This window comes from Burkholderia sp. AU16482, from assembly GCF_002223285.1.
GTDB lineage: Bacteria > Pseudomonadota > Gammaproteobacteria > Burkholderiales > Burkholderiaceae > Burkholderia > Burkholderia semiarida.
Genome location: NZ_NKEY01000004.1, coordinates 1,036,590 through 1,062,721, shown reverse-complemented (window position 1 = coordinate 1,062,721; position 26,132 = coordinate 1,036,590). Strand labels below are relative to the sequence as shown.

Sequence of the window (26,132 nt, the reverse complement as noted above, 5' to 3'; positions counted from 1 at the left end):
GGGTCTTTTTAACAGGTTGTTACGCTCCGCCGCAATGGGCGCCAGCCACCCCCGGCGCCGCTCGGGCGCCGTGCGCAAGGGTGCGCTGTTGTGTCGCATCAAACACGTCCTTCCTGATTCGGCCGTTTACTCGAGGAGGTTTACCCAATTGTTGCTCCAACCAGAATAATTGGATCAACTATCCGCGGAAGGCGAGGATTTTTGACCGTTTTTATCTCAATTCATGCTTCGGTTAGGCAACTCTGCATCATTTCCGCTGTCGTAGGAGAATTACGCATTTGCTTCATCTTTTTGAAGTTGTAACAGCGGCAGGAGTCGTTTATGGATCATTTGCAGTCGATGCGCGTGTTCGTCAAGGTTGCAGATCTCGGCAGTTTCGCGCGGGCCGCGAGCGCAATGGATATCTCCAACGCGGTCGCGACGCGCCATGTCGCCGATCTGGAAGGCCGGCTCGGCACGCGTTTGCTTAACCGCACCACGCGCAGCCTCTCCCTGACGGAGTCGGGTCAGGTCTATCTGGAGCGTGCCCGCCAGATCCTCGACGAGCTCGAGGACGTCGAGCAGATGGTCGTCGCGCGCAATCACGAGCCGGTCGGCACGCTGCGCATCGTGGCGCCGGTCGTGTTCGGTCTGCACAACCTCGCCCCCGTACTGCAGTCGTACACGGAGAATTTCCCGAAGGTGGTGCCGGATCTCACGCTGGTCGACCGGCAGGTCGATCTCGTCGAGGAAGGCTTCGACGTCGGCATCGTCGTCACGCGCCAGATGCGCAGCGCGAGCATCGTCACGCGGCGCCTGACCACCGGCTGCATGACCGTGTGCGCGACGCCCAGCTATCTGGAGAAGCACGGCGTGCCGACGCATCCGGAACAGCTCGCCGAACACCCGGCGCTGAGCCTGCCGACCGAATACTGGGGCGACGAGCGCGTGTTCACGGGGCCGGACGGCGAAGTGCGCGTGCGCCCGACCAACGTGATCGTCGCGAACAACACCGCGATGCTGCGCCAGTTCGCGTTGCTCGGGATGGGCGTCGCGATCCTGCCGAGCTACCTGATCGGCAGCGACATCGCGCGCGGCGCGCTCGTGCGGCTGCTGCCGGATTTCCGGCTGCCGCAGGTCGAGATCAACATCGCCTACCCGAGCCGGCGCCATCTGCCGGCGAAGGTGCGTACGTTCATCGATCATCTCGTCGAGCATTTCAGTCACTCGACCGACGCGACGATGGGCGAGCAATGGGCCGCGCAGGGCGCGACGCCGCCGCCGATCGGCGTCGAGATGCGTGCCGAGCAGCCCGAGACGACCGATCCGAACCTGCAACCGCGTCTTGCGCGCTCGCCGCGCACGCGCGTGGCGATGCCGTCGCCGCTGTAACGGCCCGGCGCCCGCCCGGTAGCAAGACGGCCGGCACGAAGAAAAAACGCGGATCGATCGATCCGCGTTTTTTATGGCTGCGCGCCGGAGCCGGACGCGCCGCAAGCGGCGCGCGGCGGCCGGGCCGTCACGAACCCGTCTTGCGCGCCGTCGTCTTGCGCGCGGCGGTCTTGCGGGCCGGCGCCGGTTTCTCTTCGGCGCCTTCGGTCACGGTTTCGGCATCCTTCGTCGCCGATTTGGCCGTCTTCTTCGCGGCGGCCGCCTTCGGCTCCTTCTTCTCGAACTCGAAGCCGATCTTGCCGTCCGGCTGCTTCACAAGGAACGCCTTGAAGTTGCGGCCGGTACGCGACGACTTGAAGTTCGGCAGCAAGTCCGTGCGGCCGTCGGCCAGCAGCTTGCCCATCTGCTCGCGCGTGATTTCCTGCTGCAGGATCACCTTGCCCGAGCGGAAGTCGCAAGTCTTCGGGTTCGCCACCGAGTGCTCGCACACGTAGCTCATCCCGTGTTCGAACACGCGGCCCTTGCACTTCGGGCACGCGCCGACCGGTTCCTGCGCGGAGAAGTCGGGCGCTTCGCCTTCCTCGCCGCCCTGGTCCTGGCCGAAATCGAACTCGAGCTTGTAGTTCTTCGTCTCGTCGTCGAACGACAGCTTCAGGATCGCCGAGAACGGGCGGCCCATCTTGCTGCGGAACCCGGACAGCGGCCCGATTTCCTTCTTCTGCAGCAATTCCTCGACTTCCGGGATCTCGAACTGCCGGCTGCCCGGGATCTTCGAGATCGAGAAGTCGCACTTCGTGCACGCGAAGCGGCGATAGTTTTCCTTCACCTGGCCGCCGCAGTTCGGGCACGGCGTCTGAAGGGTCGCGTAGTCGCCGGGGATCGTGTCGGAATCGTATTCCTTCGCGCGCTTGACGATCTGCTGCGTCATGCGGGCGATTTCCTGCATGAACGCGTCGCGCCCGAGATTGCCGCGCTCCATCTGCGACAGCTTGTATTCCCATTCGCCGGTGAGCTCGGGCGCGGTGAGTTCCTTCACGCCGAGGCCGCGCAGCAGCGTCATCAGCTGGAATGCCTTCGCGGTCGGGATCAGTTCGCGGCCCTCGCGCAGCAGGTACTTCTCGCCGAGCAGGCCTTCGATGATCGCCGCGCGCGTCGCCGGCGTGCCGAGACCCTTCGCGGCCATCGCCTCGCGCAGCTCGTCGTCCTCGACCAGCTTGCCCGCGCCTTCCATCGCGGACAGCAGCGTCGCTTCCGAGTAGCGTGCGGGCGGCTTCGTCACGAGCGCGACGGCGGCGATTTCGTCCGTCTTCACCTTCTCGTCCTTCTGCACCGGCACGAGGTTCGCGTCGGCGCCTTCGGCATCGCGGCCGTACACCTGCAGCCAGCCCGGCTCGACGAGCACCTTGCCTTCGGTCTTGAAGTGATGGCCCGCGACTTCGGTGATCCGCGTCGTCACGCGGAATTCGGCCGCCGGGAAGAACACCGCGAGGAAGCGCTTCACGACCATGTCGTACAGCTTCTGCTCAGGCTCGGACAGCGACTTCGGCGCCTGCAGCGTCGGGATGATGGCAAAGTGGTCGCTGATCTTCGAGTTGTCGAAGATCCGCTTGTTCGGCTTCACCCATCCCTTGTCGAGCACCTGCTTCGCATGCGGCAGGTAGTTGTGGCTCTCCTTGAGCATCTCGAGCGTGGACTGGACCGTCGAAAGATAGTCTTCCGGCAGCGCGCGCGCATCGGTACGCGGATAGGTCAGCACCTTGTGCTTTTCATACAGCGCCTGGGCGAGGCCGAGCGTATTTTTCGCGGAGAAGCCGAAGCGGCTGTTCGCCTCGCGCTGCAGGCTCGTCAGGTCGAACAGCAGCGGCGAGAGTTGCGTCGACGGCTTCGACTCCTCGGACACCGTGCCGATCTGGTCGCGGCAGGCGGCGACAATCGTTTCGGCGGCCGGCAGGCTCCAGAGGCGGGAGTCGCGCTTTTCCGGATCGAATTCGTCGCGCTTGAATTTCGGGTCGAACCACTTGCCTTCGTAGAAGCCGCCCGCGCACGCGAATTCGGCCTTCACTTCCCAGTAGTCGCGCGGGACGAAGCGGCGGATTTTCTCTTCACGTTCGACGACGATCGACAACGTTGGCGTCTGAACGCGGCCGACGGTGGTCAGGAAGAAGCCGCCGCCCTTGCTGTTGAACGCGGTCATCGCGCGCGTGCCGTTGATCCCGACGAGCCAGTCGGCTTCCGAGCGGCAGCGTGCGGCGTCGGCGAGCGGCTGCATGTCCGAGTCGCTGCGCAGGTTCGCGAAACCGTCGCGGATCGCCTGCGGCGTCATCGATTGCAGCCACAGACGCTGGACCGGCTGCTTCGCCTTCGCGTGCTGCGCGATCAGGCGGAAAATCAGCTCGCCTTCGCGCCCCGCGTCACATGCGTTGATCAGGCGGTCGACGTCCTTGCGCTTCATCAGCTTCGTGAGCACCTTGAGGCGCGACTCGCTTTTTGCGATCGGGTTCAGGTCGAAATGCGGGGGAATGACGGGCAGATGCGCGAAGCTCCATTTCCCGCGCTTGACCTCGTACTCCTCCGGGGCGGCGATTTCCAGCAGGTGGCCGACAGCGGACGAAAGGACGTAATCGTCGCTCTCGTAATACTCGTCATGCTTGGTAAAGCCGCCCAAAGCGCGTGCGATGTCGTTCGCGACAGAAGGCTTTTCCGCAATGATCAGTGCTTTGGACATGACAGGTGTGTGTTGGTAGACCGGGTTCGCCGGCGTGGGTCCCTTTTACGACCGCTTTATAGCACACGCGGCAGCGACGGCGGCTCGGCGTGTAAAAAGCGGCTCATCATAGAGGGGGGCCGCAACGGCGGCAAGCGTCCGGCGCGGCGCAGCGCGCGAACCTGCGCGAAACCTGCCGCGCCGGCCCGCGAATTCAGGCTTCGACGGTCAGGACGTCGCGCAATTTCGGTGCGTGCGGCGCACCGGGCACCGCGCTCAGGTCGGACAGCATGCGCTCGACGATCGCCGCGTGCGGCAGCACCGTGCCGAAGAAGCGCGCGGTGTGGGCATCCTCGATCAGGATGGTCGGGAAGTTCTCGACGTCGAGATCGTCGAGCCGGTCGGCATGGGTTTCGATGTCGATCCACGCGAAGCAGGCATCCGGATGCGCGTCGGCGAGCTGGTCGAAGGCGGTCCGGTAGTCGCGGCACGTGCCGCACCACTCGGCGCACAGGCAGGCGACCAGCAACGTGCCGGGATCGGCGAGGCGCTCGGCGATCCGATCTGCGTCGGTGTCGAGATTCAGCGCGGGCATGGCATTCCTTGGGTAGCGTCGGCGGCCGGGCCGCCCCTATGGCGGGGAATGTAGCACGCCCCGCGCGGACGGGGTGGGCGCCGCGTCAAGCCGCGCGAACCGTCCGCCGGCGACGCTCGCGACGCGGCCGGCCAGTTCCAGCGCGAGCAGCGCGCCATGCAGCACGTCGTCGGACAGGCCGCTGTGCTCGGCCAGCCATTCGTACGTCACGGGGCCGTATCCCAGGGCAGCGAGCACCGCCTGTTCCGACGGGGTGACCGGTGACGCGGCTTCGATCCGGGGCGATGCGGCGGCCGCGACGGCGCGATTCGCCGGCGCGCCGCCGGCCGTTTCGGGTTCGCCGCTTTCGCCGGCGTTCGGGCCCGGGTCGGCGGCCCGCACCGTGCCGGCCGGTGCTTGCGCCGCCGGCTCGCCCAGCCCGTATTCCTCGAGCACGTCGAACGGCGCCGCGGTGAGCTTCGCGCCGTCGCGGATCAGCGCGTGGCAGCCCTGCGCGAGCGGCGCGTGGATCGAACCGGGCATCGCGAACACGTCGCGCCCCAATTCGTTCGCGAGCCGCGCGGTGATCAGCGAGCCCGAGCGCGGCGCGGCCTCGACGACGAGCACGCCGAGCGCGAGCGCGGCGATCAGCCGGTTGCGCTGGGGAAAATGCGCGGCGCGGGCCGGCGTGCCGAGCGGCCATTCCGACACGATCGCGCCGTGCGTGGCGATCTCGTGGGCGAGCGCGCGGTGCCGCGCCGGATAGACGAGATCGGCGCCGGTCGCGATCACCGCGACCGTGCCCGAGCGGCCATCGAGCCCGCCACGATGCGCGGCGCTGTCGATGCCGAGCGCAAGGCCCGAGACGATCGTGAGGCCCGCATCGGACAGCCCGCGTGCGAAAAGCGTGGCGTCGGCGAGCCCCTGCGGCGTCGCGTGGCGGCTGCCGACCATGGCGAGGCCGCGGGCGTGCAGCAGATCGAGCCGCCCCTTTACATATAGCAGCGGCGGCGGATCGTGCAGATCACGCAGCCGCGGCGGGTAGGCCGGATCGCTCAGCGTGACGAGCACGTTGCCCGGCCCGTCGAGCCAGGCGAGTGCGGCGTCGGTGCGCGTATCGAGATCGTCGCGCTCGCTCGCGCGCACGGCCTGCGCGGCGGCGGGGCTGGCCACGGCGGCGATCGCCTCGTGGGACGCGCGCAGCAACGCCGCCGGCGAGCCGAACGCGGCGAGTAAAATCTGCAGCACGGCGGGCGGGAGGCCGGGCGCATGCGCGAGTTGCAGCCAGGCGCGCAGCGCGGCGGGCGTCAGCGCTTGCGGCGACATGAGACGGCCCTCGAATGCGGCGGCCAGCGCAGCGCGTGACGCCATGATAAAATTTTCATCATCCGAAATACTCGACAGGGCCGTGCGCGCAGGCGCCCGGCCGATTGCAGGAGGCGCGATCCGCGGCATTGATATGCCACGCATCCGCCTCATCTTCATTGCATCGCGGCGGCGGCGCCAGCCGGCCGGATGGCCGATGCGGCGCGCCGCCCCATCGAATACCGAACACCGAACACCATGGCTTTGCTCAATATTCTTCATTACCCCGACAAGCGGCTGCACAAGGTCGCGAAGCCCGTCGACAAGGTCGACGACCGGATCCGCAAGCTCGTCGCCGACATGGCCGAGACCATGTACGCGGCGCCCGGGATCGGCCTGGCGGCCACGCAGGTCGACGTGCACGAGCGCGTGATCGTGATCGACGTCTCCGAGGAGAAGAACGAACTGCGCGCGTTCATCAACCCGGAAATCGTGTGGTCGAGCGACGCGAAGCAGACCTATGAAGAAGGCTGCCTGTCGGTGCCCGGCATTTACGACGAAGTCGAGCGGCCCGACCACGTGCGCGTGCGCGCGCTCAACGAGCACGGCGAGGCATTCGAGCTCGACTGCGAAGGGCTGCTCGCCGTGTGCGTCCAGCACGAGATGGATCACCTGATGGGCCGCGTGTTCGTCGAATACCTGTCGCCGCTCAAGCAGACGCGTATCAAGACGAAGATGAAGAAACTCGAACGCGCGATGTGATGCGCGCACGCCCAGCCCGACCCCGAACGCTGTCATGACCCATACGTTGCGCGTGATTTTTGCCGGCACGCCGGAATTCGCCGCGGCTGCCCTTGCCGCGATCCACGAGGCCGGTTTCCCGGTGCCGCTCGTGCTCACCCAGCCCGATCGCCCGGCCGGCCGCGGGATGAAGCTCCAGGCGAGCGCCGTGAAGCGCTACGCCGTCGAGCACGGGATGACCGTCGCGCAGCCGCCGTCGCTGCGCCGCGCGGGCAAGTACCCGGCGGAGGCGGCCGACGCGATCGAGCTGCTGCGCGCGACGCCGCACGACGTGATGGTGGTGGCCGCGTACGGCCTGCTGCTGCCGCAGGAAGTGCTCGACATCCCGCGCGCCGGCTGCATCAACATTCACGCGTCGCTGCTGCCGCGCTGGCGCGGCGCCGCGCCGATCCATCGCGCGATCGAGGCCGGCGACGCCGAGACGGGCGTCACGCTGATGCAGATGGACGCCGGCCTCGACACCGGCGCGATGATCGACGAGGCGCGCACGGCGATCGCGCCCGACGATACGACCGCGACGCTGCACGACCGTCTCGCCGCCGACGGCGCGCGGCTGATCGTCGACGCGCTCGTGCGGCTCGAGCGCGATGGCACGCTGCCGGCGACGCCGCAGCCGGCCGACGGCGTGACCTACGCGGAAAAGATCGGCAAGCACGAAGCGGCGCTCGACTGGCGCAAGCCGGCCGACGTGCTCGCACGCCAGGTGCGGGCGTTCGATCCGTTCCCGGGCGGCGTCGCGACGCTCGACGGTGCGGCCATCAAGCTGTGGGCGGCCGAGCCCATGGCGGCGCGCGGCACGATTGCCGACGCGGCGCCCGGCACGATCGTCGAAGCCGCGCCGGAAGGCGTGGTGGTTGCGTGCGGCAGCGGCGCACTGCGCGTGACCCAGTTGCAGAAGCCGGGCGGCAAGCGGCTGCCCGCGCGCGAATTCCTCGCCGGTTCGCCGCTCGCCGCCGGCCAGCGTTTCGCGCTGCCCGACGCCGACTGACACGGCCCGAGCGCCATTCGACCCGGTCTGCCGGCCCGGCGCAACTGGCCGGACGGCCGAGTCGCGCGGTGCGGCAGGCGCGCGTAGAATTTCCCTGCGCTTTCCGGTTTCGAGGTCTTCATGTTCGGCATCACCCATTTCGGCTTCTTCGTGTTCGCGGTTTTCCTGCTGAACATCACGCCCGGCCCCGACACGGCCTACATCGTCGGCCGCAGCGTCGCACAGGGGCGCGGCGCGGGGCTGATGTCGGCGTTCGGCATTTCTGCCGGCTGCTGCGTCCACGCACTTGCGTGCGCATTCGGGCTGACCGCGCTGCTGGCGGCGTCGGCAACCGCGTTCACGGTGATCAAGCTGGTCGGCGCCGCGTACCTGATCTATCTCGGCGTGCGGATGGTTATCGCGAAGCCGGCCGCCGCGCCGTCGGGCGCGGAAGCCGTGCAGGTCCCGGCCGCCAGGCCGCTGCGCCAGCTGTTCATGCAGGGCTTCTGGACCAACGTGCTCAATCCGAAAGTCGTGCTGTTCTTCGTGTCGTTCTTCCCGCAGTTCGTATCGGCCGACGGTCCGCACAAGGCATGGGCGTTCCTGACCCTCGGCGCGGTGTTCGTCGCGATGAGCACGGTCTGGACGAGCCTGGTCGCGTGGGTGGCGGGCACTGTCACGCAGCGCTTTTCCGGCAAGCCGGGCGTCAAGAAGTGGCTCGATCGCACGGTCGGCAGCGCTTTCGTCGGCCTCGGCCTGCGTCTGGCCGCTTCGCAACGCTGAGATTGAATTTTTCCGGCGAGACCTTATCTAACAAATCGCTTACAATTTTCCGCCGTGCGCTGTGAAGCGCGGCGGGTCCCCTGACGGATAAGGAGTGGGTATGTTCAATTGGGTCAAAACGGCGATGCTGATGGCCGCGATCACGGCCCTGTTCATCGTGATCGGCGGGATGATCGGCGGCTCGCGCGGCATGACGATCGCGCTGCTGTTCGCGCTCGGCATGAATTTCTTCTCGTACTGGTTCTCGGACAAGATGGTGCTGCGCATGTACAACGCGCAGGAAGTCGACGAGAACACGGCGCCGCAGTTCTACCGGATGGTGCGCGAGCTGGCCACGCGCGCGAACCTGCCGATGCCGCGCGTCTACCTGATCAACGAGGACGCGCCGAACGCGTTCGCGACGGGCCGCAACCCCGAGCACGCGGCGGTCGCCGCGACGACGGGCATCCTGCGCGTGCTGTCGGAGCGCGAGATGCGCGGCGTGATGGCGCACGAGCTCGCGCACGTGAAGCACCGCGACATCCTGATCTCCACGATCACGGCGACGATGGCAGGTGCGATCTCGGCACTCGCGAATTTCGCGATGTTCTTTGGCGGGCGCGACGAGAACGGCCGGCCAGCCAACCCGATCGCGGGTATCGCGGTCGCGCTGCTTGCGCCGATCGCAGGCGCGTTGATCCAGATGGCGATTTCGCGGGCGCGCGAGTTCGAGGCCGACCGCGGCGGCGCGCAGATTTCCGGCGATCCGCAGTCGCTCGCCACCGCGCTCGACAAGATCCATCGCTATGCGGCGGGCATCCCGTTCCAGGCGGCCGAGGCGCATCCGGCCACCGCGCAGATGATGATCATGAATCCGCTGCACGGCGGCGGCCTGCAGAACCTGTTCTCGACGCACCCGGCCACCGAGGAGCGCATCGCGCGCCTGATGGAGATGGCGCGCACCGGCCGCTTCGATTGACCTCCGGCATACCGCGCGGCCGTTGCCGCGCGGAGGCCGCCCCGCCACCCCGCATGCTCCGCGCTGCGGGGTGTTTCATTTGCGTGCGCCGTAAAGGGGCCAAAGGGGCGGCATGGCCGCACGCTACAATGCGCGGTTTGGGATCGCCAGGCCGTCTGGCGGCTGCGATCCCGCCGTTTGCCGCATTTGTTTGCCGCAGCTGATTGCCGCGCCTGTTTGCCGATTCCGCACCGATGACACGACCCCGTTCTTCCGCTTCGACTCCTTCCGGCCGCCCGGCGCGCCTGGCCGCGCTGCATCTGGCGCCCGATTCGCTCGGCTTCGCGCTCGACGCGGCCGCGCAGGCGGTCGATGCGGTGCGGCGCGGCACCGCATTGCCGGCGGCGCTGTCGGCGGTGTTCGCGCAGATGCCGTCCGGTGCGCAGGCGCTCGCGCGCGGCGCGACGCAGGACGTCGCCTACCGGACGATGCGTCACCTCGGCAGCGCGGACTGGCTGATCGGCCGGTTCGTCAGCAAGGCGCCGCCCGCGCACGTACACGCGGTGCTCGCCGGCGCATTCGCGCTGCTGCTCGACCCGGCGGACGAGGCCGCGTACCCGGCGTTCACGGTGGTCGACCAGGCCGTTACCGTCATCGGTGCGCGGCGCGAATTCGCATTCGCGAAGGGGATGGTCAACGCGGTGCTGCGCCGTTTCCTGCGCGAGCGCGACGCGCTCGTCGCGGCGATGCAGGACGACCCGGTCGCGCGCTGGAACTACCGCGCATGGTGGGTCGATGCGGTGAAGCGCGCATGGCCCGACGCGTGGCAGGCGATTCTCGCGGCCGGCGAGCGTCAGGGGCCGCTGACGCTGCGCGTGAATGCGCGCCGCGCGAGCGTCGACGCGTATCTCGACACGCTGCGCGCGAGCGGGATCGACGCGACCGCGATCGGCCGGCATGCGGTGCGGCTCGCGTCGGCGCTGCCGGTGGATCGCATTCCGGGATTCGCCGACGGCGTGGTGTCGGTCCAGGACGCCGGCGCGCAACTCGCGGCCGAATGGCTCGGCGCGCGCGACGGCATGCGCGTGCTCGACGCATGCGCGGCGCCCGGCGGCAAGACGGGCCATATTCTCGAACTCGCGGACGCGGAAGTCGTGGCGCTCGAAAGCGACGCGACGCGCGCGGCGCGTATCGGCGAGAATCTCGTGCGGCTGTCGCTCGCGGCGGAGGTGCGCGTCGGCGACGCGGGCGCGCCGGACGCGTGGTACGACGGGCGCCCGTTCGATCGCATCCTGGCCGACGTGCCGTGCTCGGCGTCCGGCATCGTGCGGCGGCACCCCGACATCCGCTGGCTGCGCCGCGAGGCCGATATCCCGGCGCTGGTCGCGGAGCAGCGCCGCATCCTGTCGGCGCTGTGGCCGCTCGTGAAGCCGGGCGGCGAACTGCTGTACGTGACCTGTTCGATCTTCCCCGAAGAAGGCGAATTGCAGGCCCGCTGGTTTGAAGCGGCCTGTGAAGATGCGGTACGATTGGACGCCCCCGGCCAGCTGCTGCCGGGTGGCGCGCACGGACGGGCGGCCGCCGGCGCACTCGACCAGAACACCGATCACGACGGATTTTTCTACGCGCGGTTTCAGAAACGGTGACGATCAAACACCTTTTTCCCTTTCGGCTCGCGGCCGTCTTGCTGGTTGCGTTGACGCTATGCGTGGCCATCGTCCGGCCGGCGCATGCCGAATCGATCGCCGTGCAGCGCGCGTCGCTCCAGGCCGACGGAAGCGGCTGGAGCCTCGACGCGCGTTTCGACTTCGAGCTGAATCCGAACCTCGAGGATGCCGTCAACAAGGGCATCCCGCTCTACTTCACGACCGACTTCGAGCTGAGCCGCGCGCGCTGGTACTGGTTCGACGAGCAGCCGGTGTCCGTCACGCAGACGATCCGCCTGTCGTTCCAGCCGCTCACGCGCGAGTATCGCGTGTCGACGGGCGGCCTGCAGCTCGGTTTCCCGTCGTTGAAGGATGCGCTCGCGGTCGTCCGGCACATCACGTCGTGGCACGTGATCGATCGCAACCAGGTGCGCGTGGGCGAAACCTACACGGCATCGGTGCGGATGCAGCTCGATACGGCGCTGATGCCGAAGCCGTTCCAGGTCGATGCCGTGAACAACCGCGACTGGACGCTCGGGTCGGACTGGAAGCGCTTCAATTTCACGGTGACCGAACGTGCTAAATAAAGTACGCCGCGCGGCCAGCGGGAAGAGCCTCCTCGTGCGCGTGATCGTCTCGACCGTCGCGCTGACCGCGCTGCTGCTGCTCGTGCTGCTCGCGGCCGCGAGCGCGAACACCGAATTCTTCGACCGCTATTACTCGTGGCTGTACGCGACCAACATCGTCGTCGCGCTCGTGTTCCTGCTCGTGGTGCTCGGGCTGATCGGGATGATCGTCGCGCGCCTGAGGAAAGGCAAGTTCGGCACGCGGCTGCTCGCGAAGCTCGCGGTGTTCTTCGCGCTCGTCGGCGTGGTGCCGGGCGGGATCATCTACATCGTGTCGTACCAGTTCGTGTCGCGCAGTATCGAGTCGTGGTTCGACGTGAACGTCGAGACGGCGCTGACGGCCGGCCTGAACCTCGGCCGCGGGATGCTCGATGCGTCGCTGTCCGATCTGCAGACGAAGGCGCGGCTGATGTCCGACCAGCTCGCGAGCGTCGACGCGAACACGAACGGCACGACGCTCACGCTGCTGCGGCTGCGCGACCAGTTCGGCGTGCAGGACGCGACGATCGTCGAGCCGAGCCGCGGCGGCTCCGGCGCGGCGCCCGACCTGCACATCGTCGCGCAGGCGTCGGGCAATTTCGCGGCGCTGATTCCGGACGACCTGCCGACGCCGCTGATGCTGAGCCAGGCGCGCGAACACGGCGCGTATGCGGCGATCGAGGGCGAAGTCGACGGCGACCCGCGCGCGCACGGCGCGAAGGGCGCGCTGCGGCTGCGCGTCGTGCGGCCGATTCCCGATGCGACGACGTCGCTGCTGCAGCCGGCGGAGCGGTTCCTGCAGCTCACGCAGCCGGTGCCGCCCGGGCTCGCGCACAACGCGGACGCCGTGCAGCGCGCGTACCGCGAGTACCAGGAAAAGTCGCTTGGCCGCACCGGCCTGCGCAAGATGTACATCGGCACGCTGACGCTCGCGCTGTTCCTCGCGACCTTCATCGCGATGATGCTCGCGCTCGCGCTCGGCCAGCAGCTCGCGCGGCCGCTGTTCCTGCTCGCGCAGGGCACGAAGGAGATCACGGAAGGCGACTACACGCCGAAGCGCGAGATCAAGACGCGCGACGAGCTCGGCTTCCTCACGCAGTCGTTCAACGCGATGACGCGCCAGTTGTCCGAGGCGCGGCTCGCGGTCGAGAAGAACCGCATCGCGCTCGAGCATTCGAAGACGTATCTCGAGAGCATCCTCGCGAACCTGACGGCCGGCGTGTTCGTGCTCGACCGCCAGTTCCGGTTGACGACGGCCAATCGCGGCGCCGAGCGGATCTTCCGGCAGCCGTTCAACACGCTGATCGGCACGACGCTCGACCGGATCGGCGTGGCCGCCGGGTTCGGCGCGATGGTGCGCAAGGCGTTCGCCGATCGCGAAGCGGCGTCCGACGGCGGCAGCGGCGATCGCGGCCACTGGCAGCAGCAGTTCGCGATCGAGGTGCCGGGCGAAACCGATCCGCTGACGCTGCTCGTGCGCGGCACGCGGCTCGTGTCGACGGTCGAGGGGCAGGCCGACGATCCGCAGACGTCCGGTTACGTCGTCGTGTTCGACGACATCTCCGACGTGATTTCCGCGCAGCGGTCGGTCGCGTGGGGCGAGGTCGCGCGGCGGCTCGCGCACGAGATCAAGAATCCGCTGACGCCGATCCAGCTGTCGGCCGAGCGGCTGCAGATGAAGCTGTCGGACAAGCTCGCGCCGTCCGACGCGGACGTGCTCAAGCGCGGCGCGACGATGATCGTGAACCAGGTGGCCGCGATGAAGCGGATGGTCGACGATTTCCGCGAATACGCGCGCACGCCGCCGGCGGTGCTCGCGAACCTGCAGTTGAACGACCTGGCGAGCGAGGTGCTCGGGCTGTACGGCGTCGGCGAAGGCAAGAGCCCGATCGTCGCCGAGCTCGCGCCGTCGCTGCCGGTGATTCGCGGCGACGCGACGCAATTGCGCCAGGTGATTCACAACCTGCTGCAGAATGCGCAGGATTCGGTCGCGGAGTCCGCGCATCCGCGTGTGTTGATCGAAACCAAGACAGTAGAATATGGCGACCCCGACGCCGAAGGCAAAACGCGCGTCGCGGTACGTCTGACCGTGTCCGACAACGGGCCCGGTTTTCCGGCACGCATCCTGACCCGCGCGTTCGAGCCTTACGTGACGACGAAGGCGAAGGGCACGGGGCTCGGGCTGGCCACGGTCAAGAAAATCGTTGACGAGCACGGCGCGCGGATCGATCTGCGCAATCGCATGCACGGCGAGACCGTCGAGGGTGCGCAGGTGTCGATTCTCTTCCTGCAGATGGCGAGCGATACGCCAGGCGCCGAACCGGGCGCGCAGGACGGGGCGACGCCCGCCAAGACAAAAGCAAGTGAGCAGACAAAGGCAGCGTAAATGGCAACCATCCTGGTGGTAGATGATGAAATGGGCATCCGGGAATTGCTCTCGGAGATCCTCAGCGATGAAGGACATGTCGTCGAGGCGGCGGAGAACGCGCAGGCCGCGCGGGAATACCGGCTGAAGCAGGCGCCCGATCTCGTGCTGCTCGATATCTGGATGCCCGATACCGACGGCGTCACGCTGCTCAAGGAATGGGCGGCGCAGGGGCTGCTGACGATGCCCGTGATCATGATGTCCGGGCACGCGACGATCGATACGGCCGTCGAGGCGACGAAGATCGGCGCGCTCGATTTCCTCGAGAAACCGATCGCGCTGCAGAAGCTGCTGAAGTCGGTCGAGCATGGTCTCGCACGCGGCGCGGCGCCCGTATCCGCGAACGCGGCGGCGAAGGCGGGCGGCGGCCAGCCCGCAGGCCCGGCGGCGGTCGCGTCCGCGGCGGCGCTGCCGACGCTCGGCGACGACATGGCGTCGGCGCTCGGCCTCGCGGGCCAGACGGCCGCGATCCCGTTCGACATCCCGCTGCGCGAAGCGCGCGATGCGTTCGAGCGCGCGTACTTCGAATATCACCTCGCGCGCGAGAACGGCAGCATGACGCGCGTCGCGGAGAAGACGGGCCTCGAGCGCACGCACCTGTATCGCAAGCTCAAGCAGCTCGGCGTCGAGCTCGGCAAGAAGCCGCCCGAAGGCGCGCTGTAAAATTTTTTGCGAAAGCACTTGCTCAGGGATGAATAGCTCGATATACTTTCATTCTTCGTTGGCCCGGTAGCTCAGTTGGTAGAGCAGCGGATTGAAAATCCGCGTGTCGATGGTTCGATTCCGTCCCAGGCCACCAGCATTCAAAACCCCAAGAATCGGAAGGTTCTTGGGGTTTTTCGTTTGTGGTGGGTATGGCGTGTCGCGGGCCGCGGGCCCGGCAGCATTCGCCGGGGCATGATAAAATCCGTGCCCGCTCAATGACTTAGCGCATCGCTTCATGCGCATGGTCGGCCGCCCGCGGCGCGCCTGCCGTGGCGCGCGGCAACGATGCCGCGCGATGAGCGGTATAAGCGCGCCGCCGCATTCTCGGCCGACCGCGCTGCCTATACTGGTCGAGCCGGCGCAGGCCGGCCGTGTCGGGCCGCCCGGCGGCAGCCGGCCTCAGGGCGCAGCGCGACGCGAGCCTACACATTCACGGAGTATCACGGTGATTCGGACAGACGCTAAAGACGGCGCGCTCGTGTTGTTTTCCGGCGGGCAGGATTCCGCCACGTGCGTGGCATGGGCCCTCGAACGCTACCAGACGGTCGAGACGCTCGGCTTCGATTACGGCCAGCGTCATCGCGTCGAGCTCGAGTGTCGCGAAGGCGTGCGCGAAGCGTTGAAGCGCAAGTTTCCGGCGTGGTCGGACCGGCTCGGCGACGATCACATGATCGACCTGTCGGTGCTCGGCGCGATCAGCGATACCGCGATGACGCGCACGATCGAGATCGAGACGGCGGCGAACGGCCTGCCGAATACGTTCGTGCCGGGCCGCAACCTGATGTTCATGACGATCGCCGCGGCGATCGCCTATCGCCGCGGGCTGCGCGTGCTGGTCGGCGGGATGTGCGAGACCGATTTCTCGGGCTATCCGGACTGCCGCGACGACACGATGAAGGCGCTGCAGGTCGCGCTGAATCTCGGCATGGATACGCGCATCGTGCTCGAGACGCCGCTGATGTGGCTCGACAAGGCGCAGACGTGGCAACTCGCCGAACAGCTCGGCGGCGACGCGCTCGTCGAACTGATCCGCGTCGAGACGCACACGTGCTACGTGGGCGAGCGCGCGGAGCTGCACGACTGGGGCTTCGGCTGCGGCGAATGCCCGGCCTGCAAGCTGCGCAAGCGCGGCTACGAAGCCTACCTGAAGGGCGAGCGGGTGACCGAAGCGCCGCTGTGACGCGGCTCGCGCGGGCAGCGCTTGATGGACAACGGATTCTGATCGACAACGAGCGGCGCGAGCCGGACGAAGCACGATGACTTACGCGGTCAAGGAAATTTTCTACACGTTGCAGGGCGAGGGCGCGAACGCGGGCCGGCCGGCCGTGTTCTGCCGGTTCGCCGGCTGCAATCTGTGGTCGGGCCGCGAAGAGGACCGTGCGGAGGCCGTGTGCCGCTTCTGCGATACCGACTTCGTCGGCACCGACGGCGAGAACGGTGGCAAATTCAAGGACGCCGCCGCGCTCGTCGCGACGATCGCGGGCCTGTGGCCGGAAGGCGAAGCGCACCGCTTCGTCGTCTGCACGGGCGGTGAGCCGATGCTGCAGCTCGACCAGCCGCTCGTCGACGCGCTGCATGCGGCCGGCTTCGAGATCGCGATCGAGACCAACGGCTCGCTGCCGGTGCTCGAATCGATCGACTGGATCTGCGTGAGCCCGAAGGCCGATGCGCCGCTCGTCGTCACGAAAGGCAACGAACTGAAGGTCGTCGTGCCGCAGGACAACCAGCGGCTCGCCGACTACGCAAAGCTCGATTTCGAGTATTTTCTCGTGCAGCCGATGGACGGCCCGTCGCGCGACCTCAATACGAAGCTCGCGATCGACTGGTGCAAGCGTCATCCGCAGTGGCGGCTGTCGATGCAGACCCACAAATATCTGAACATTCCCTGAGCCACGGCTTTTGACATCGTGCTGATTACCCGAAAACTCGAATTCGACGCGGGCCACCGCATCCCCGATCACCGCAGCCAGTGCAGGAACCTGCACGGCCATCGCTACGTGCTCGAAATCACGCTGCGCGGCGATCTCGTCGATACGGAAGGGGCGCCCGACCGCGGCATGGTGATGGATTTCGCCGATGTGAAGGCGCTCGCGATGGAGCACCTCGTCAGCAAGTGGGACCACGCGTTCCTCGTCTATGCGCGCGACGAGGTCGTGCGCTCGTTCCTCGAGCAGATGGCCGACCACAAGACCGTCGTGATCGACCGGATCCCGACCGTCGAGAATCTCGCGGCGATCGCGTTCGACATCCTCGCGAACGTGTACGACGCGCACTACGGCGTGAACCTGCGCCTCGAGCGCGTGCGGCTGTACGAAACGCCGAACTGCTGGGCCGACGTCGAGCGCCAGCCCGGCCGCTGATCCTGCCTGCCCCGGCAGCCCCGCCGTGCGGCGCGGGCTGCCCGTCGATGCGCTTTCGCGCGCCCACGCCCCCGCGGTCTCGCCGCCGCCAGTCCCGCGCCGGTACGGCTTCCCCCGTCGGTTCCCGCATCGAGCACCCCGCCGCGCTATGATCGTCGTGCGGCGCCGAAAAACGCTCGCGTGACCCATTGCGCGGCCCGCGCTGTCAGATCGGCCGTCCCGGGCCGACTCACGTTCTCGGGCGCGCGATCCGCCGCCGCCGTGCTTCGCTTGCCCGGCGGCGGGCGTTTCGCTTCGCCTGTTGCTTGTCCCGTTCGATTGCCGTTCCGCTCCGGAGGCCGTATCGATGAGCACGCTCACCAATTCCCTCAAACAACGCCTGCGCGACGGTGACGAGCCGCTGTACGGCCTGTGGCTGTCGCTCGGCAGCGACTCGGCCGCGGAAGCGCTCGCGCACGCCGGTTACGACTGGCTCTGCATCGACATGGAGCATGCGCCGAACGACAGTCGCGACGTGGCGTCGCAACTGCGCGCGATCGCCGCCGCGCACCTGCCGAGCGAGCCGGTCGTGCGCGTGCCGGCGCGCGAGCCGTGGCTCGTGAAGCGCGCGCTCGACGCCGGCGCGCGCACGCTGATGTTCCCGTGTATCGAGACGCCCGACGCCGCCGCGCACGCGGTGCGGCTCACGCGCTTCCCGTCTCCCGAAACGCCCGACGGGCTGCGCGGCGTCGCGGGCATGGTGCGCGCGGCGGCGTTCGGCATGCGACGCGACTACCTGCAGACGGCGAATGCGCAAGTCGCGGTGGTCGTGCAGGTCGAATCGGCGCGCGGCGTCGACGAAGTCGAGCGGATCGCGGCGACGCCGGGCGTCGATTGCCTGTTCGTCGGTCCGGCCGACCTCGCGGCGAGCCTCGGGCATCTCGGCGATATCCGCCATCCGGACGTCGAAACCGCGATGGCGCGCGTGCTCGCGGCCGGCAAGCAGGCGGGCGTCGCGGTCGGCATCTTCGCGGCCGATACGGCGGCCGCGCGCCAGTACCGCGAGGCCGGCTATCGGATGATCACGGTGTCGGCCGACGTGAGCTGGCTATTGCGCGCGGCGCGACAGGCGTTGCAGGAGGTACGGTCATGAACGGCGCAGACGGTGCGTGCCGCAGGCGCGCGCGGATCGGGGCGATGGTCGGCCTGTGGGCCGTGTGGGCGGCGGCCGCCGCGCAGGGCGCGCCGCAAGCGAAGCCCGATCCGTCGCGCGAGACGCAATCGGCGGTCGCCGACTACAACGCAGGCGACTATCGCGCGGCGCTGGTGCAGTTCCACGATGCGGCCGAGCGCGGCGATCGCCTCGCGCAGTTCAATTACGCGATGATGCTGCTGACGGGCGAAGGCGTGACGGCGAACGTCGACGAAGGGCTGCGCTGGCTGAAGCGCGCGGCGGAAGCGAACATGTCGCATGCGCAGTACGTGTACGGCCGGATGTTCGACGACGGCGAGTTCGTCGCGCGCAATCCGGCCGAAGCGCACCGCTGGTTCCTGCGGGCCGCGAAGCAGGGGCACGTGCAGGCCGCGCTGTCGCTCGCGAACCAGTTTCTCGACGGGCGCGGCACGCCGCGCGACAACCGGCAGGCGTTCACGTGGTACAAGCAGGCCGCCGACGCCGGCGAGCCCACCGCGCAGTACGTGACCGCATCGTTCTACGAGCACGGCGGCGACGGCGTCACGCAGAACCTGAACATCGCACGGGCGTATTACGCGGCGGCCGCCGCGCAGGGCGACGAGACGGCCGGCCTGAAATTCAAGGAGCTGAGCGCGCGGCTGAAGGCGCCGGCATCGGGCGCCGGCGTGGGGCAAGACAAGCCGCGCGCGCCGCCGCAGTAAGCGGCCGCATTCGGCGGGCCCGATGCAAAACGGCGCGTCGCGGCGCCGTTTGCGTGTGCTGCGCGGTGCGGTGCGGGCCGCGCGATCAGCTCTTCATCAGCCGCCGCTGCCGGCCGACGCTCATGATCATCCCGATCGCGATGCCGAGCGTCGTGAGCGCGGTGCCGCCGTAACTCATGAACGGCAGCGGCACGCCGACGACCGGCAGCACGCCGCTCACCATCCCGATGTTGACGAACGCGTAGACGAAGAACGCGAGCGTGAGCGAGCCCGCGAGCAGCCGGCCGAACTGTGTCGCGCCCTGCGCGGCGATGTAGAGGCCGCGCGCGATCAGCGCCATGTACAGCGCCAGCAGCACGAGCCCGCCGGCGAGCCCCCATTCCTCCGAGAACACCGCGAAGATGAAGTCGGTGTGCTTTTCGGGGATGAATTCGAGGTGGGCCTGCGTGCCTTTCAGGTAGCCCTTGCCGAGCACGCCGCCCGAGCCGATCGCGATCACCGCCTGGATCGTGTGGAAGCCCTTGCCGAGCGGGTCGGACGTCGGGTCGAGCAGCGTGCACACCCGGTGCTTCTGGTAGTCGTGCATCAGCGGCCACTGCACTTCGGGCTGGCAGATGCGTTCCTCGAACACGGCGATCGAGCCGACCGCGATCACGCCCGCGACGAGCACCGGCACGATCAGCTTGAACGACAGGCCGGCCAGATAGATCACGAAGAAGCCGGCCGCGAACACGAGCAGGCCGGTGCCGAGGTCGGGCTGCTTCGCGATCAGCCCGACCGGCACCATCAGGATCCCGAACGCCGCGACGAAGTCGTACCAGCGCAGCCCGCCTTCGCGGCGCTGGTAGTACCACGCGAGCATCAGCGGCGTCGCGATCTTGAGGATTTCCGACGGCTGGATCACGACGCCGACGTTCAGCCAGCGCTTCGCGCCCTTCTTGGTCATCCCGAACAGCGCGACGGCGATCAGCAGCGTGACCCCGAACGTGTAGAGCGGGACCGCGAAGCGCATCAGCGTGGTCGGCGGGATGTTGGCGATCACCCACATCAGCACGAAGGTCAGCAGGATGTTGCGCAACTGGTCCTCGACGCGGCCCGGTACGTCGATCGACGCGCTGTACAGCGTGACGATGCCGACGCACAGCAGCAGGAACACGATGAGGGCGAGCGGGCGGTCGAAGCCCGCGAACATCTGCTTGATCTTGTCGAGCCAGGCGCGCTTGTCGAATTGCATGCCTTTCTCCGTTAATGAGCGGTGCCGGCGTCCGCCGCTTTCGCGGGGGCCGTCGCACGATGGTTGTCGTCCCGCGGCGCGGCGACGGCAGGCTGCGCGTCGCTGGCGGGCCGGCGCGGGCGGTGCGGGCGCCGGATCGGCGGCAGGCTCGCGGCCATCGGCGCCGCGGCGCTCGCGTCGGCCGGCGCCGTGGCGCTGGCGCCTGCCGCGCCCGAGGCGCCCGAGGCGCCCGTGGCCGCGTCGGCCGCGCTGGCTGCCGACGGCACGACGGGCTGCGGCAGCGCGGTGAAGCCGGCCGCGATCGTGGCCGGCTTCGATGTGTCGCCGACCACGGGCGCGCTCACCGGCTCGGTGGCCGACGCCGCGGCGGCCACGGCCGCGGCTTCGTTCTTCGGGTTCTGGCGCTCGACCAGGTAGTAGTCGAGCACGCGACGCGCGACCGGGCCGGCGGCCTGGGCGCCCCAGCCGCCGTTTTCGACGACCAGCGCGACGGCGATCTGCGGGTGGTCGACCGGCGCATACGCGATGAACAGCGCGTGGTCGCGCAGGTGCTCGGCGAGCAGGTGGCCCTTGTAGTTCGAGCCCTGCAGCGAGAACACCTGCGCGGTGCCGGTCTTGCCGGCGGCGAGGTACTGCGCGCCGCGGAACACCTTGTACGCGGTACCGGACGGGTTCTCGATCACGTTCTCCATCCCGCGTTTCACGACGTCGATGTCGGCTGCCTTCAGCGGGATCACGTCGCTTTCCTTCGGCACCGTCAGGTGGCGGGCACGCGTGATCGGATCCTCGACTTCCTTCACGAGGTGGGGCTTCATCACGACGCCGTTGTTCGCGAGCGTCGCGGTCGCGTGCGCGAGCTGCAGGATCGTGAACGAGTTGTAGCCCTGGCCGATCCCGAGGCTGATCGTCTCGCCGTCGAACCACTTCTGCTGCGCCGGCTTCTTGAACGCCTTCTTCTTCCAGTCGGTCGACGGCAGGATCCCGCGCGCCTCGCCCTGGATGTCGATGCCGGTGATCTGGCCGAAGCCGAACGGCTTCATGAAGTTCGCGATCGCGTTCACGCCGAGGTCGCGCGCGAGCATGTAGAAGTAGGTGTCGTTCGACACCATGATCGCCTTGTTCATGTCGACCCAGCCCTGGCCCGAGCGCACGTCGTTGCGGAACGTGTGGCCGCCGAACGTGAAGTAGCCCGGGTCCTGGAAGCCCCAGCCCGGCGTGCGCTTGCCGAGCGTCAGGCCCGCGAGCGCCATGAACGGCTTGTACGTCGAGCCGGGCGGGTAGGTGCCGTGCAGCGGGCGGTTCAGGAGCGGCTTGTCGGGCGAGTTGTTCAGCTCGTCCCAGGTCTGCTGGTCGATGCCGTCGACGAACGAGTTCGGGTCGAAGCTCGGCGACGACACGAACGCGAGCACGTCGCCCGTCTTCGGCTCGATCGCGACGAGCGCGCCGCGCTTGCCGGCGAACGCCTGCTCGGCGACCTGCTGCAGCCCGATGTCGAGCGACAGCACGAGATTGTTGCCGGGCGTTGCCTGCGTGCGCGACAGCGTGCGCACCGGCCGGCCGCCGGCCGTCACCTCGACTTCCTCGAAGCCCGTGAGCCCGTGCAGCTCGGTTTCGTAGCTCTGCTCGACGCCGATCTTGCCGATGTAGTCGGTGCCCTTGTAGTTGTTCGCGTCGCGACGCGGATCGTAGTGTTCCTGGTCGCTGTCGTTGTCGTCGCTCATCGCGTCGATGCGATCCTGGTCGCGCTTCGAGATCCGGCCGATATAACCGATCACGTGCGCGGCCGTCATGCCGAGCGGGTACTGGCGGAACAGCCGCGCGCGCACGTCGACGCCGGGGAAGCGGAAACGCTGCGCGGTGAAGCGCGCGACTTCGGCGTCGGTGAGCCGCGTGCGGATCGGCAGGCTCTCGAAGTTCTTCGAGTCTTCCTGCAGCTTCTTGAAGCGGCGGCGGTCGCGGGCGTCGATCGGGACGATCTCGGACAGCTTGTCGATCGTGTTGTCGAGCGTGTCGTCGAGCTTCGACGGCGTGATCTCGAGCGTGTACGCCGAGTAGTTCTTCGCGAGGATCACGCCGTTGCGGTCGGTGATGATCCCGCGGTTCGGCACGATCGGCGCGACCGAGATGCGGTTTTCCTCGGCCTGCAGCGCGTATTTGCCGTGCTGCATCAACTGCAGATAGAAGAAACGGCTCGCGAGCAGCCCGAAGCAGACGAACACGAACACGCCCGCCGCCGCGACGCGCAGGCGGAACCTCGAGAGCTGCTGTTGGGTGTCGTTGAATTCGGTCATTTACTGGCAATCTGGCCCGCGCGCGGGCGAGGGCGAGGTGCCGCCCCGGAGCGCGGCGCGCGGCGGGCGTGGGGGCGGCGGGTATTCAAGGTCGGTCCGGCTCAGATCGGGCGCGTATCGTCCGGGTCGACCGGGCGGCGTTGCGGCATCAGCAGCAGATGGCTCGCGATCGGCCACAGCGCGGCTTCGACGAAACCGTCGACGAGGTAGCGCCAACCGGGGAACGCGGCGCCCATCAGCAGGCGGATCACGAACGGCACGAGCTGCGCGGCGACGAGCAGCGGCGTGACGTACAGCACCTGCACGCCGATCGGCATCCACAGCACGCGGCGGTGGATCGTGATCGCGCCGTACGACAGCAGCGTATAGGCGAGCGCATGCTCGCCGAGCAGCCCCGCGTCGTGCACGTCCATCAGGATGCCGAGCGCGAACGCGACGCCCATCCCGACCTTGCGCGGCTGGTGGATGTTCCAGAACAGCAGCACCAGCGCGACGAAGTCGGGCACGCCGGGCAGGCGGCCCCACGGCATCAGGTTCAGCAGGAACGCGGCGGCGAGGCTGAAGACGATGAAGTACGGATTGACCGGCTGCAGGATGTATTGCGGGCGGTTCATCGCTGGGCTCCAGATTGCCCGGCGGCGGGCTTCGCGGGCGCGGCGGCGGGCTGGGCCGGCGCCGGCGCCGGCTTCGCGCCGGGCTGGGCCGCGGCGGCCGGCTTCGCGTTCGCGTCGGCCTTGTCGGTTTTCTCGGCCTTCTCGCCCTTTGCGGCGGCTTTCGCGCCCTTCTTGCCCTTCGCGTTCTTCTCGGCGGCGGGATCGGGCTCGGCCGGGCGCGGCGGGATGTCGTTCCGGTAATGCAGCACGAGCATCTGGCGCGCGCCGCGCACGGCCGCGACCGGTGCGCAGGTCACGCGCGCGAACGCGGTATCGGCGAGCTTGTCGACGCGCACGACCTTCGCGACCGGCAGGCCGGGCGGATAGACGCCGTCGAGGCCGCTCGTGACGAGCTCGTCGCCGGCGACGAGATCCGCGCTCGTCGGCACGAAGCGCAGGTCGAGCGAATCGCCCTTCGGCGTGCCGTAGATCACGCTGCGCAGGCCGGTGCGCAGCACCTGCACGGGAATCGCGAGATCGCGGTCGGTGACCAGCGTGACTTCGGATTGCAGCGGGAACACGCGCGTGACCTGGCCGACCACGCCGTCCTCGCTGACGACGGGCGAGCCGTCCTGGATGCCTTGCTGCGAGCCTTGGCCGATCACGATCTTCTGCGTGAACGGGTCGCTCGTGTCGTACTGGATCTCGACCGGCGTCGATTGCGTCGCGATGTGCTGGCGCAGCTCGAGCACCGCGCGCAGATGGATGTTCTCCTGCGCAAGCACCGCGGCCTGGTTGGCCTGCGTGGACAGTTGCAGGTTGCGCTTGCGGAGGTCGTCGTTCTCGTGGCGCAGCGACGCGCCGGTGACGGCGATGTCGGCCGCGCCCATGAACAGGTCGCGCGGCACGAGCGCCGCGCGTTGCAGCGGGTACAGCACGGTGCCGAGTACGCCGCGCACGATTTCGAGCGTGCTGAAGCGCGCGTCCGACACGAGGAGCGCGATGGCGAGGGCGACGAAGAAGATGAGCCGCGCGAGCGCGGGCGGACCTTGCTTGAAGAGGGGCGGCGGACTGTATTCCATGGTCGGCGCCGGGCGCGTGTGATCGGTTAAATAATGCTCAGACGCGCAAACGGCGCGGCGGTTCGTTCTGAACGAGCGATCCGGCCACGCCGCGGGTGCGTCATATCAAACGGGACTGCCTAGGCGATCACTGGGCGATCACTCGTACGAGAAGATGCTGCCCAGCTTGTCCATGCGCTCGAGCGCCATGCCCGAACCGCGCACGACGCAGGTCAGCGGATCTTCCGCGACGAGCACCGGCAGGCCGGTTTCTTCCGCGAGCAGGCGATCGAGGTCGCGCAGCAGCGCGCCGCCGCCCGTCAGCATCATCCCGCGCTCGGCGATGTCGGCGCCGAGTTCCGGCGGCGTCTGTTCGAGCGCGATCTTCACCGACGACACGATCTGGTTCAGCGGATCGGTCAGCGCTTCGAGGATTTCGTTGCTGGAGATCGTGAAGCTGCGCGGGATGCCTTCCGACAGGTTGCGGCCCTTCACTTCCATTTCCTTGACTTCGGAGCCCGGGAACGCGGAGCCGATTTCCTTCTTGATCGCCTCGGCGGTCTGCTCGCCGATCAGCATCCCGTAGTTGCGGCGGATGTAGTTGACGATCGCCTCGTCGAACTTGTCGCCGCCGACGCGCACCGAGCCCTTGTAGACGATGCCGCCGAGCGAGATCACGCCGACTTCGGTCGTGCCGCCGCCGATGTCGACGACCATCGAGCCGGTGGCTTCGGACACCGGCAGGCCCGCGCCGATCGCGGCCGCCATCGGCTCCTCGATCAGGTAGACCTGCGACGCGCCGGCGCCGTGCGCCGCTTCCTTGATCGCGCGGCGCTCGACCTGGGTCGAGCCGCACGGCACGCAGATGATGATGCGCGGCGACGGCGAGAACATGCGCGACTCGTGCGCCGTCTTGATGAACTGCTTGATCATCTGCTCGGTGACGGTGAAGTCGGCGATCACGCCGTCCTTCATCGGGCGGATCGCCTCGATGTTGCCCGGCACCTTGCCGAGCATCTGCTTGGCTTCCTTGCCGACCGCCTGGATCGTCTTCTTGCCGTTGGGGCCGCCTTCCTGGCGGATCGACACGACGGACGGCTCATCGAGCACGATGCCCTTGCCGCGCATGTAGATCAGGGTGTTTGCGGTGCCGAGGTCGATCGCGAGATCGTTGGAGAAGTAGCTGCGCAAAAAACCGAACATTCAGAATCCTGTTTCGCTCTGGGCCGGCCCTGCATAGCGAGCGCTGAGGGCGGCAGCGGAAAAAATAACAGCCTCGGGAAGCGTGGCGGAAGCGGCCGCCGCGGCGCACGAAGCTGCGAGTGATGTCTACCGGGGATCGCACGAAGCACGCACGGCTTGCCGAAACAAGGCGAAACGGTGCGGGAAAAGGCTGCCGGGTTTGGGTCGAACGCGTAATGATACCTTATAATTTCACGGTATTTGAATCGAAACGGGCGGTATTTTTGCCGCTTCGGCCCCGATTTTTGAGGGTGGGATCGCACCCTCCAACCCCCCGCCGCAGTGCTGCTTCGATGCACTGCGCAGCCTTGTTTTTCCGGTGATCGCATGGCCCTGACCCTGACCGATGTGAAACGCATCGCGCACCTGGCGCGACTCGAAATGGCCGACGCCGACGCCGAGCACATGCTCGGCCAGCTCAACGAATTCTTCGGCCTCGTCGAGCAGATGCAGGCGGTCGACACCGCCGGCATCGCGCCGCTCGCCCACCCGATCGAACAGATCCAGGCAGTCGCGCAGCGCCTGCGCGACGACGCCGTGACGGAGCTCGTCAATCGCGACGACAACCAGCGTCCGGCGCCGGCCGTCCAGGACGGCCTCTATCTCGTGCCGAAGGTGATCGAGTAAGCATTCGATGACAAGCGCGCCGGCCG

At 68.0% G+C, this 26,132-nt stretch carries 23 protein-coding genes and 1 tRNA gene; 16 read left to right on the top strand and 8 right to left on the bottom strand.

Translation table 11 applies throughout. From position 1 onward, the window contains the following. Positions 1 to 321: 321 nt before the first annotated feature. On the top strand, positions 322 to 1,371 hold the full coding sequence (locus CFB35_RS16640; protein WP_059573605.1) for a LysR family transcriptional regulator: 1,050 nt from the start codon (positions 322 to 324) through the stop codon (positions 1,369 to 1,371). A gap of 127 nt (positions 1,372 to 1,498) precedes the next feature. Here the strand turns inward: CFB35_RS16640 and CFB35_RS16635 are convergent, their stop codons facing one another. The 3 genes from CFB35_RS16635 to dprA form a co-directional block, all read right to left on the bottom strand. After that, complete coding sequence (locus CFB35_RS16635; protein WP_059573606.1) at positions 1,499 to 4,096, bottom strand: DNA topoisomerase III; 2,598 nt, start codon at positions 4,094 to 4,096, stop codon at positions 1,499 to 1,501. A 193-nt stretch (positions 4,097 to 4,289) separates the two neighbouring features. Beyond that, complete coding sequence (locus CFB35_RS16630) at positions 4,290 to 4,670, bottom strand: thioredoxin family protein (protein ID WP_060312278.1); 381 nt, start codon at positions 4,668 to 4,670, stop codon at positions 4,290 to 4,292. A 36-nt stretch (positions 4,671 to 4,706) separates the two neighbouring features. After that, positions 4,707 to 6,020, bottom strand: a complete 1,314-nt coding sequence (gene dprA, locus CFB35_RS16625) for a DNA-processing protein DprA (protein WP_060010900.1) — start codon at positions 6,018 to 6,020, stop codon at positions 4,707 to 4,709. A 192-nt stretch (positions 6,021 to 6,212) separates the two neighbouring features. Between dprA and def the strand changes: the two genes are divergently transcribed. The 14 genes from def to CFB35_RS16555 all read left to right on the top strand — a co-directional run bounded on the left by def (position 6,213) and on the right by CFB35_RS16555 (position 19,058). Then, complete coding sequence (def, locus tag CFB35_RS16620; RefSeq protein WP_059573609.1) at positions 6,213 to 6,716, top strand: peptide deformylase; 504 nt, start codon at positions 6,213 to 6,215, stop codon at positions 6,714 to 6,716. A 34-nt stretch (positions 6,717 to 6,750) separates the two neighbouring features. Next, positions 6,751 to 7,743, top strand: coding sequence for a methionyl-tRNA formyltransferase (gene fmt, locus CFB35_RS16615; protein ID WP_060010902.1), 993 nt, complete (start codon positions 6,751 to 6,753; stop codon positions 7,741 to 7,743). A gap of 120 nt (positions 7,744 to 7,863) precedes the next feature. Next, positions 7,864 to 8,505 (top strand): LysE family translocator, encoded by a 642-nt coding sequence (locus CFB35_RS16610; protein ID WP_060010905.1) that lies wholly within the window; start codon positions 7,864 to 7,866, stop codon positions 8,503 to 8,505. Between the two features lie 100 nt (positions 8,506 to 8,605). Beyond that, positions 8,606 to 9,463, top strand: coding sequence for a zinc metalloprotease HtpX (gene htpX, locus CFB35_RS16605; RefSeq protein WP_006485774.1), 858 nt, complete (start codon positions 8,606 to 8,608; stop codon positions 9,461 to 9,463). 233 nt (positions 9,464 to 9,696) lie between these two features. Next, on the top strand, positions 9,697 to 11,088 hold the full coding sequence (gene rsmB, locus CFB35_RS16600) for a 16S rRNA (cytosine(967)-C(5))-methyltransferase RsmB (RefSeq protein WP_060010917.1): 1,392 nt from the start codon (positions 9,697 to 9,699) through the stop codon (positions 11,086 to 11,088). Further along, positions 11,085 to 11,675: a DUF4390 domain-containing protein gene (locus CFB35_RS16595; protein WP_059573648.1), complete on the top strand. Its 591-nt coding sequence runs from the start codon at positions 11,085 to 11,087 to the stop codon at positions 11,673 to 11,675. Before rsmB ends, CFB35_RS16595 begins: the two co-directional genes overlap by 4 nt. Beyond that, positions 11,665 to 14,079, top strand: coding sequence for a sensor histidine kinase EsaS (gene esaS, locus CFB35_RS16590; RefSeq protein ID WP_059573612.1), 2,415 nt, complete (start codon positions 11,665 to 11,667; stop codon positions 14,077 to 14,079). The genes CFB35_RS16595 and esaS overlap by 11 nt, the downstream gene beginning before the upstream one ends. After that, positions 14,080 to 14,781 carry a response regulator transcription factor EsaR gene (gene esaR / locus CFB35_RS16585; protein WP_059573613.1) on the top strand — a complete coding sequence of 234 codons (702 nt, stop codon included), beginning with the start codon at positions 14,080 to 14,082 and terminating at the stop codon, positions 14,779 to 14,781. Positions 14,782 to 14,841: 60 nt separating this feature from the next. Then, positions 14,842 to 14,917, top strand: a tRNA-Phe gene (locus tag CFB35_RS16580). 351 nt (positions 14,918 to 15,268) lie between these two features. Continuing rightward, positions 15,269 to 16,003, top strand: a complete 735-nt coding sequence (gene queC, locus CFB35_RS16575; RefSeq protein WP_059573614.1) for a 7-cyano-7-deazaguanine synthase QueC — start codon at positions 15,269 to 15,271, stop codon at positions 16,001 to 16,003. A 76-nt stretch (positions 16,004 to 16,079) separates the two neighbouring features. Beyond that, positions 16,080 to 16,712 carry a 7-carboxy-7-deazaguanine synthase gene (queE, locus tag CFB35_RS16570; protein WP_006482565.1) on the top strand — a complete coding sequence of 211 codons (633 nt, stop codon included), beginning with the start codon at positions 16,080 to 16,082 and terminating at the stop codon, positions 16,710 to 16,712. An 18-nt stretch (positions 16,713 to 16,730) separates the two neighbouring features. Continuing rightward, positions 16,731 to 17,183, top strand: coding sequence for a 6-carboxytetrahydropterin synthase QueD (queD, locus tag CFB35_RS16565; protein ID WP_059573615.1), 453 nt, complete (start codon positions 16,731 to 16,733; stop codon positions 17,181 to 17,183). A 346-nt stretch (positions 17,184 to 17,529) separates the two neighbouring features. Then, on the top strand, positions 17,530 to 18,315 hold the full coding sequence (locus CFB35_RS16560) for an HpcH/HpaI aldolase/citrate lyase family protein (RefSeq protein ID WP_059573616.1): 786 nt from the start codon (positions 17,530 to 17,532) through the stop codon (positions 18,313 to 18,315). Continuing rightward, complete coding sequence (locus CFB35_RS16555) at positions 18,312 to 19,058, top strand: tetratricopeptide repeat protein (protein ID WP_059573617.1); 747 nt, start codon at positions 18,312 to 18,314, stop codon at positions 19,056 to 19,058. Before CFB35_RS16560 ends, CFB35_RS16555 begins: the two co-directional genes overlap by 4 nt. Before the next feature lie 85 nt (positions 19,059 to 19,143). Here the strand turns inward: CFB35_RS16555 and rodA are convergent, their stop codons facing one another. From rodA to CFB35_RS16530, 5 genes are all read right to left on the bottom strand, one after another. Beyond that, positions 19,144 to 20,292, bottom strand: coding sequence for a rod shape-determining protein RodA (gene rodA, locus CFB35_RS16550; protein WP_059573618.1), 1,149 nt, complete (start codon positions 20,290 to 20,292; stop codon positions 19,144 to 19,146). Positions 20,293 to 20,303: 11 nt separating this feature from the next. Further along, positions 20,304 to 22,583, bottom strand: a complete 2,280-nt coding sequence (gene mrdA, locus CFB35_RS16545; RefSeq protein WP_059573619.1) for a penicillin-binding protein 2 — start codon at positions 22,581 to 22,583, stop codon at positions 20,304 to 20,306. 101 nt (positions 22,584 to 22,684) lie between these two features. Continuing rightward, positions 22,685 to 23,197 (bottom strand): rod shape-determining protein MreD, encoded by a 513-nt coding sequence (gene mreD / locus CFB35_RS16540; RefSeq protein WP_006477476.1) that lies wholly within the window; start codon positions 23,195 to 23,197, stop codon positions 22,685 to 22,687. Beyond that, positions 23,194 to 24,258 carry a rod shape-determining protein MreC gene (gene mreC, locus CFB35_RS16535; protein ID WP_059573620.1) on the bottom strand — a complete coding sequence of 355 codons (1,065 nt, stop codon included), beginning with the start codon at positions 24,256 to 24,258 and terminating at the stop codon, positions 23,194 to 23,196. Before mreC ends, mreD begins: the two co-directional genes overlap by 4 nt. 138 nt (positions 24,259 to 24,396) lie before the next feature. Then, positions 24,397 to 25,440 carry a rod shape-determining protein gene (locus CFB35_RS16530; RefSeq protein ID WP_004189550.1) on the bottom strand — a complete coding sequence of 348 codons (1,044 nt, stop codon included), beginning with the start codon at positions 25,438 to 25,440 and terminating at the stop codon, positions 24,397 to 24,399. A 366-nt stretch (positions 25,441 to 25,806) separates the two neighbouring features. Here CFB35_RS16530 and gatC point away from each other — a divergent pair, with 366 nt between their 5' ends. After that, a complete protein-coding gene (gene gatC, locus CFB35_RS16525; protein ID WP_059573621.1) occupies positions 25,807 to 26,106 on the top strand; it encodes an Asp-tRNA(Asn)/Glu-tRNA(Gln) amidotransferase subunit GatC in 300 nt (99 codons plus the stop codon). The last annotated feature ends 26 nt before the right edge of the window (positions 26,107 to 26,132 follow it).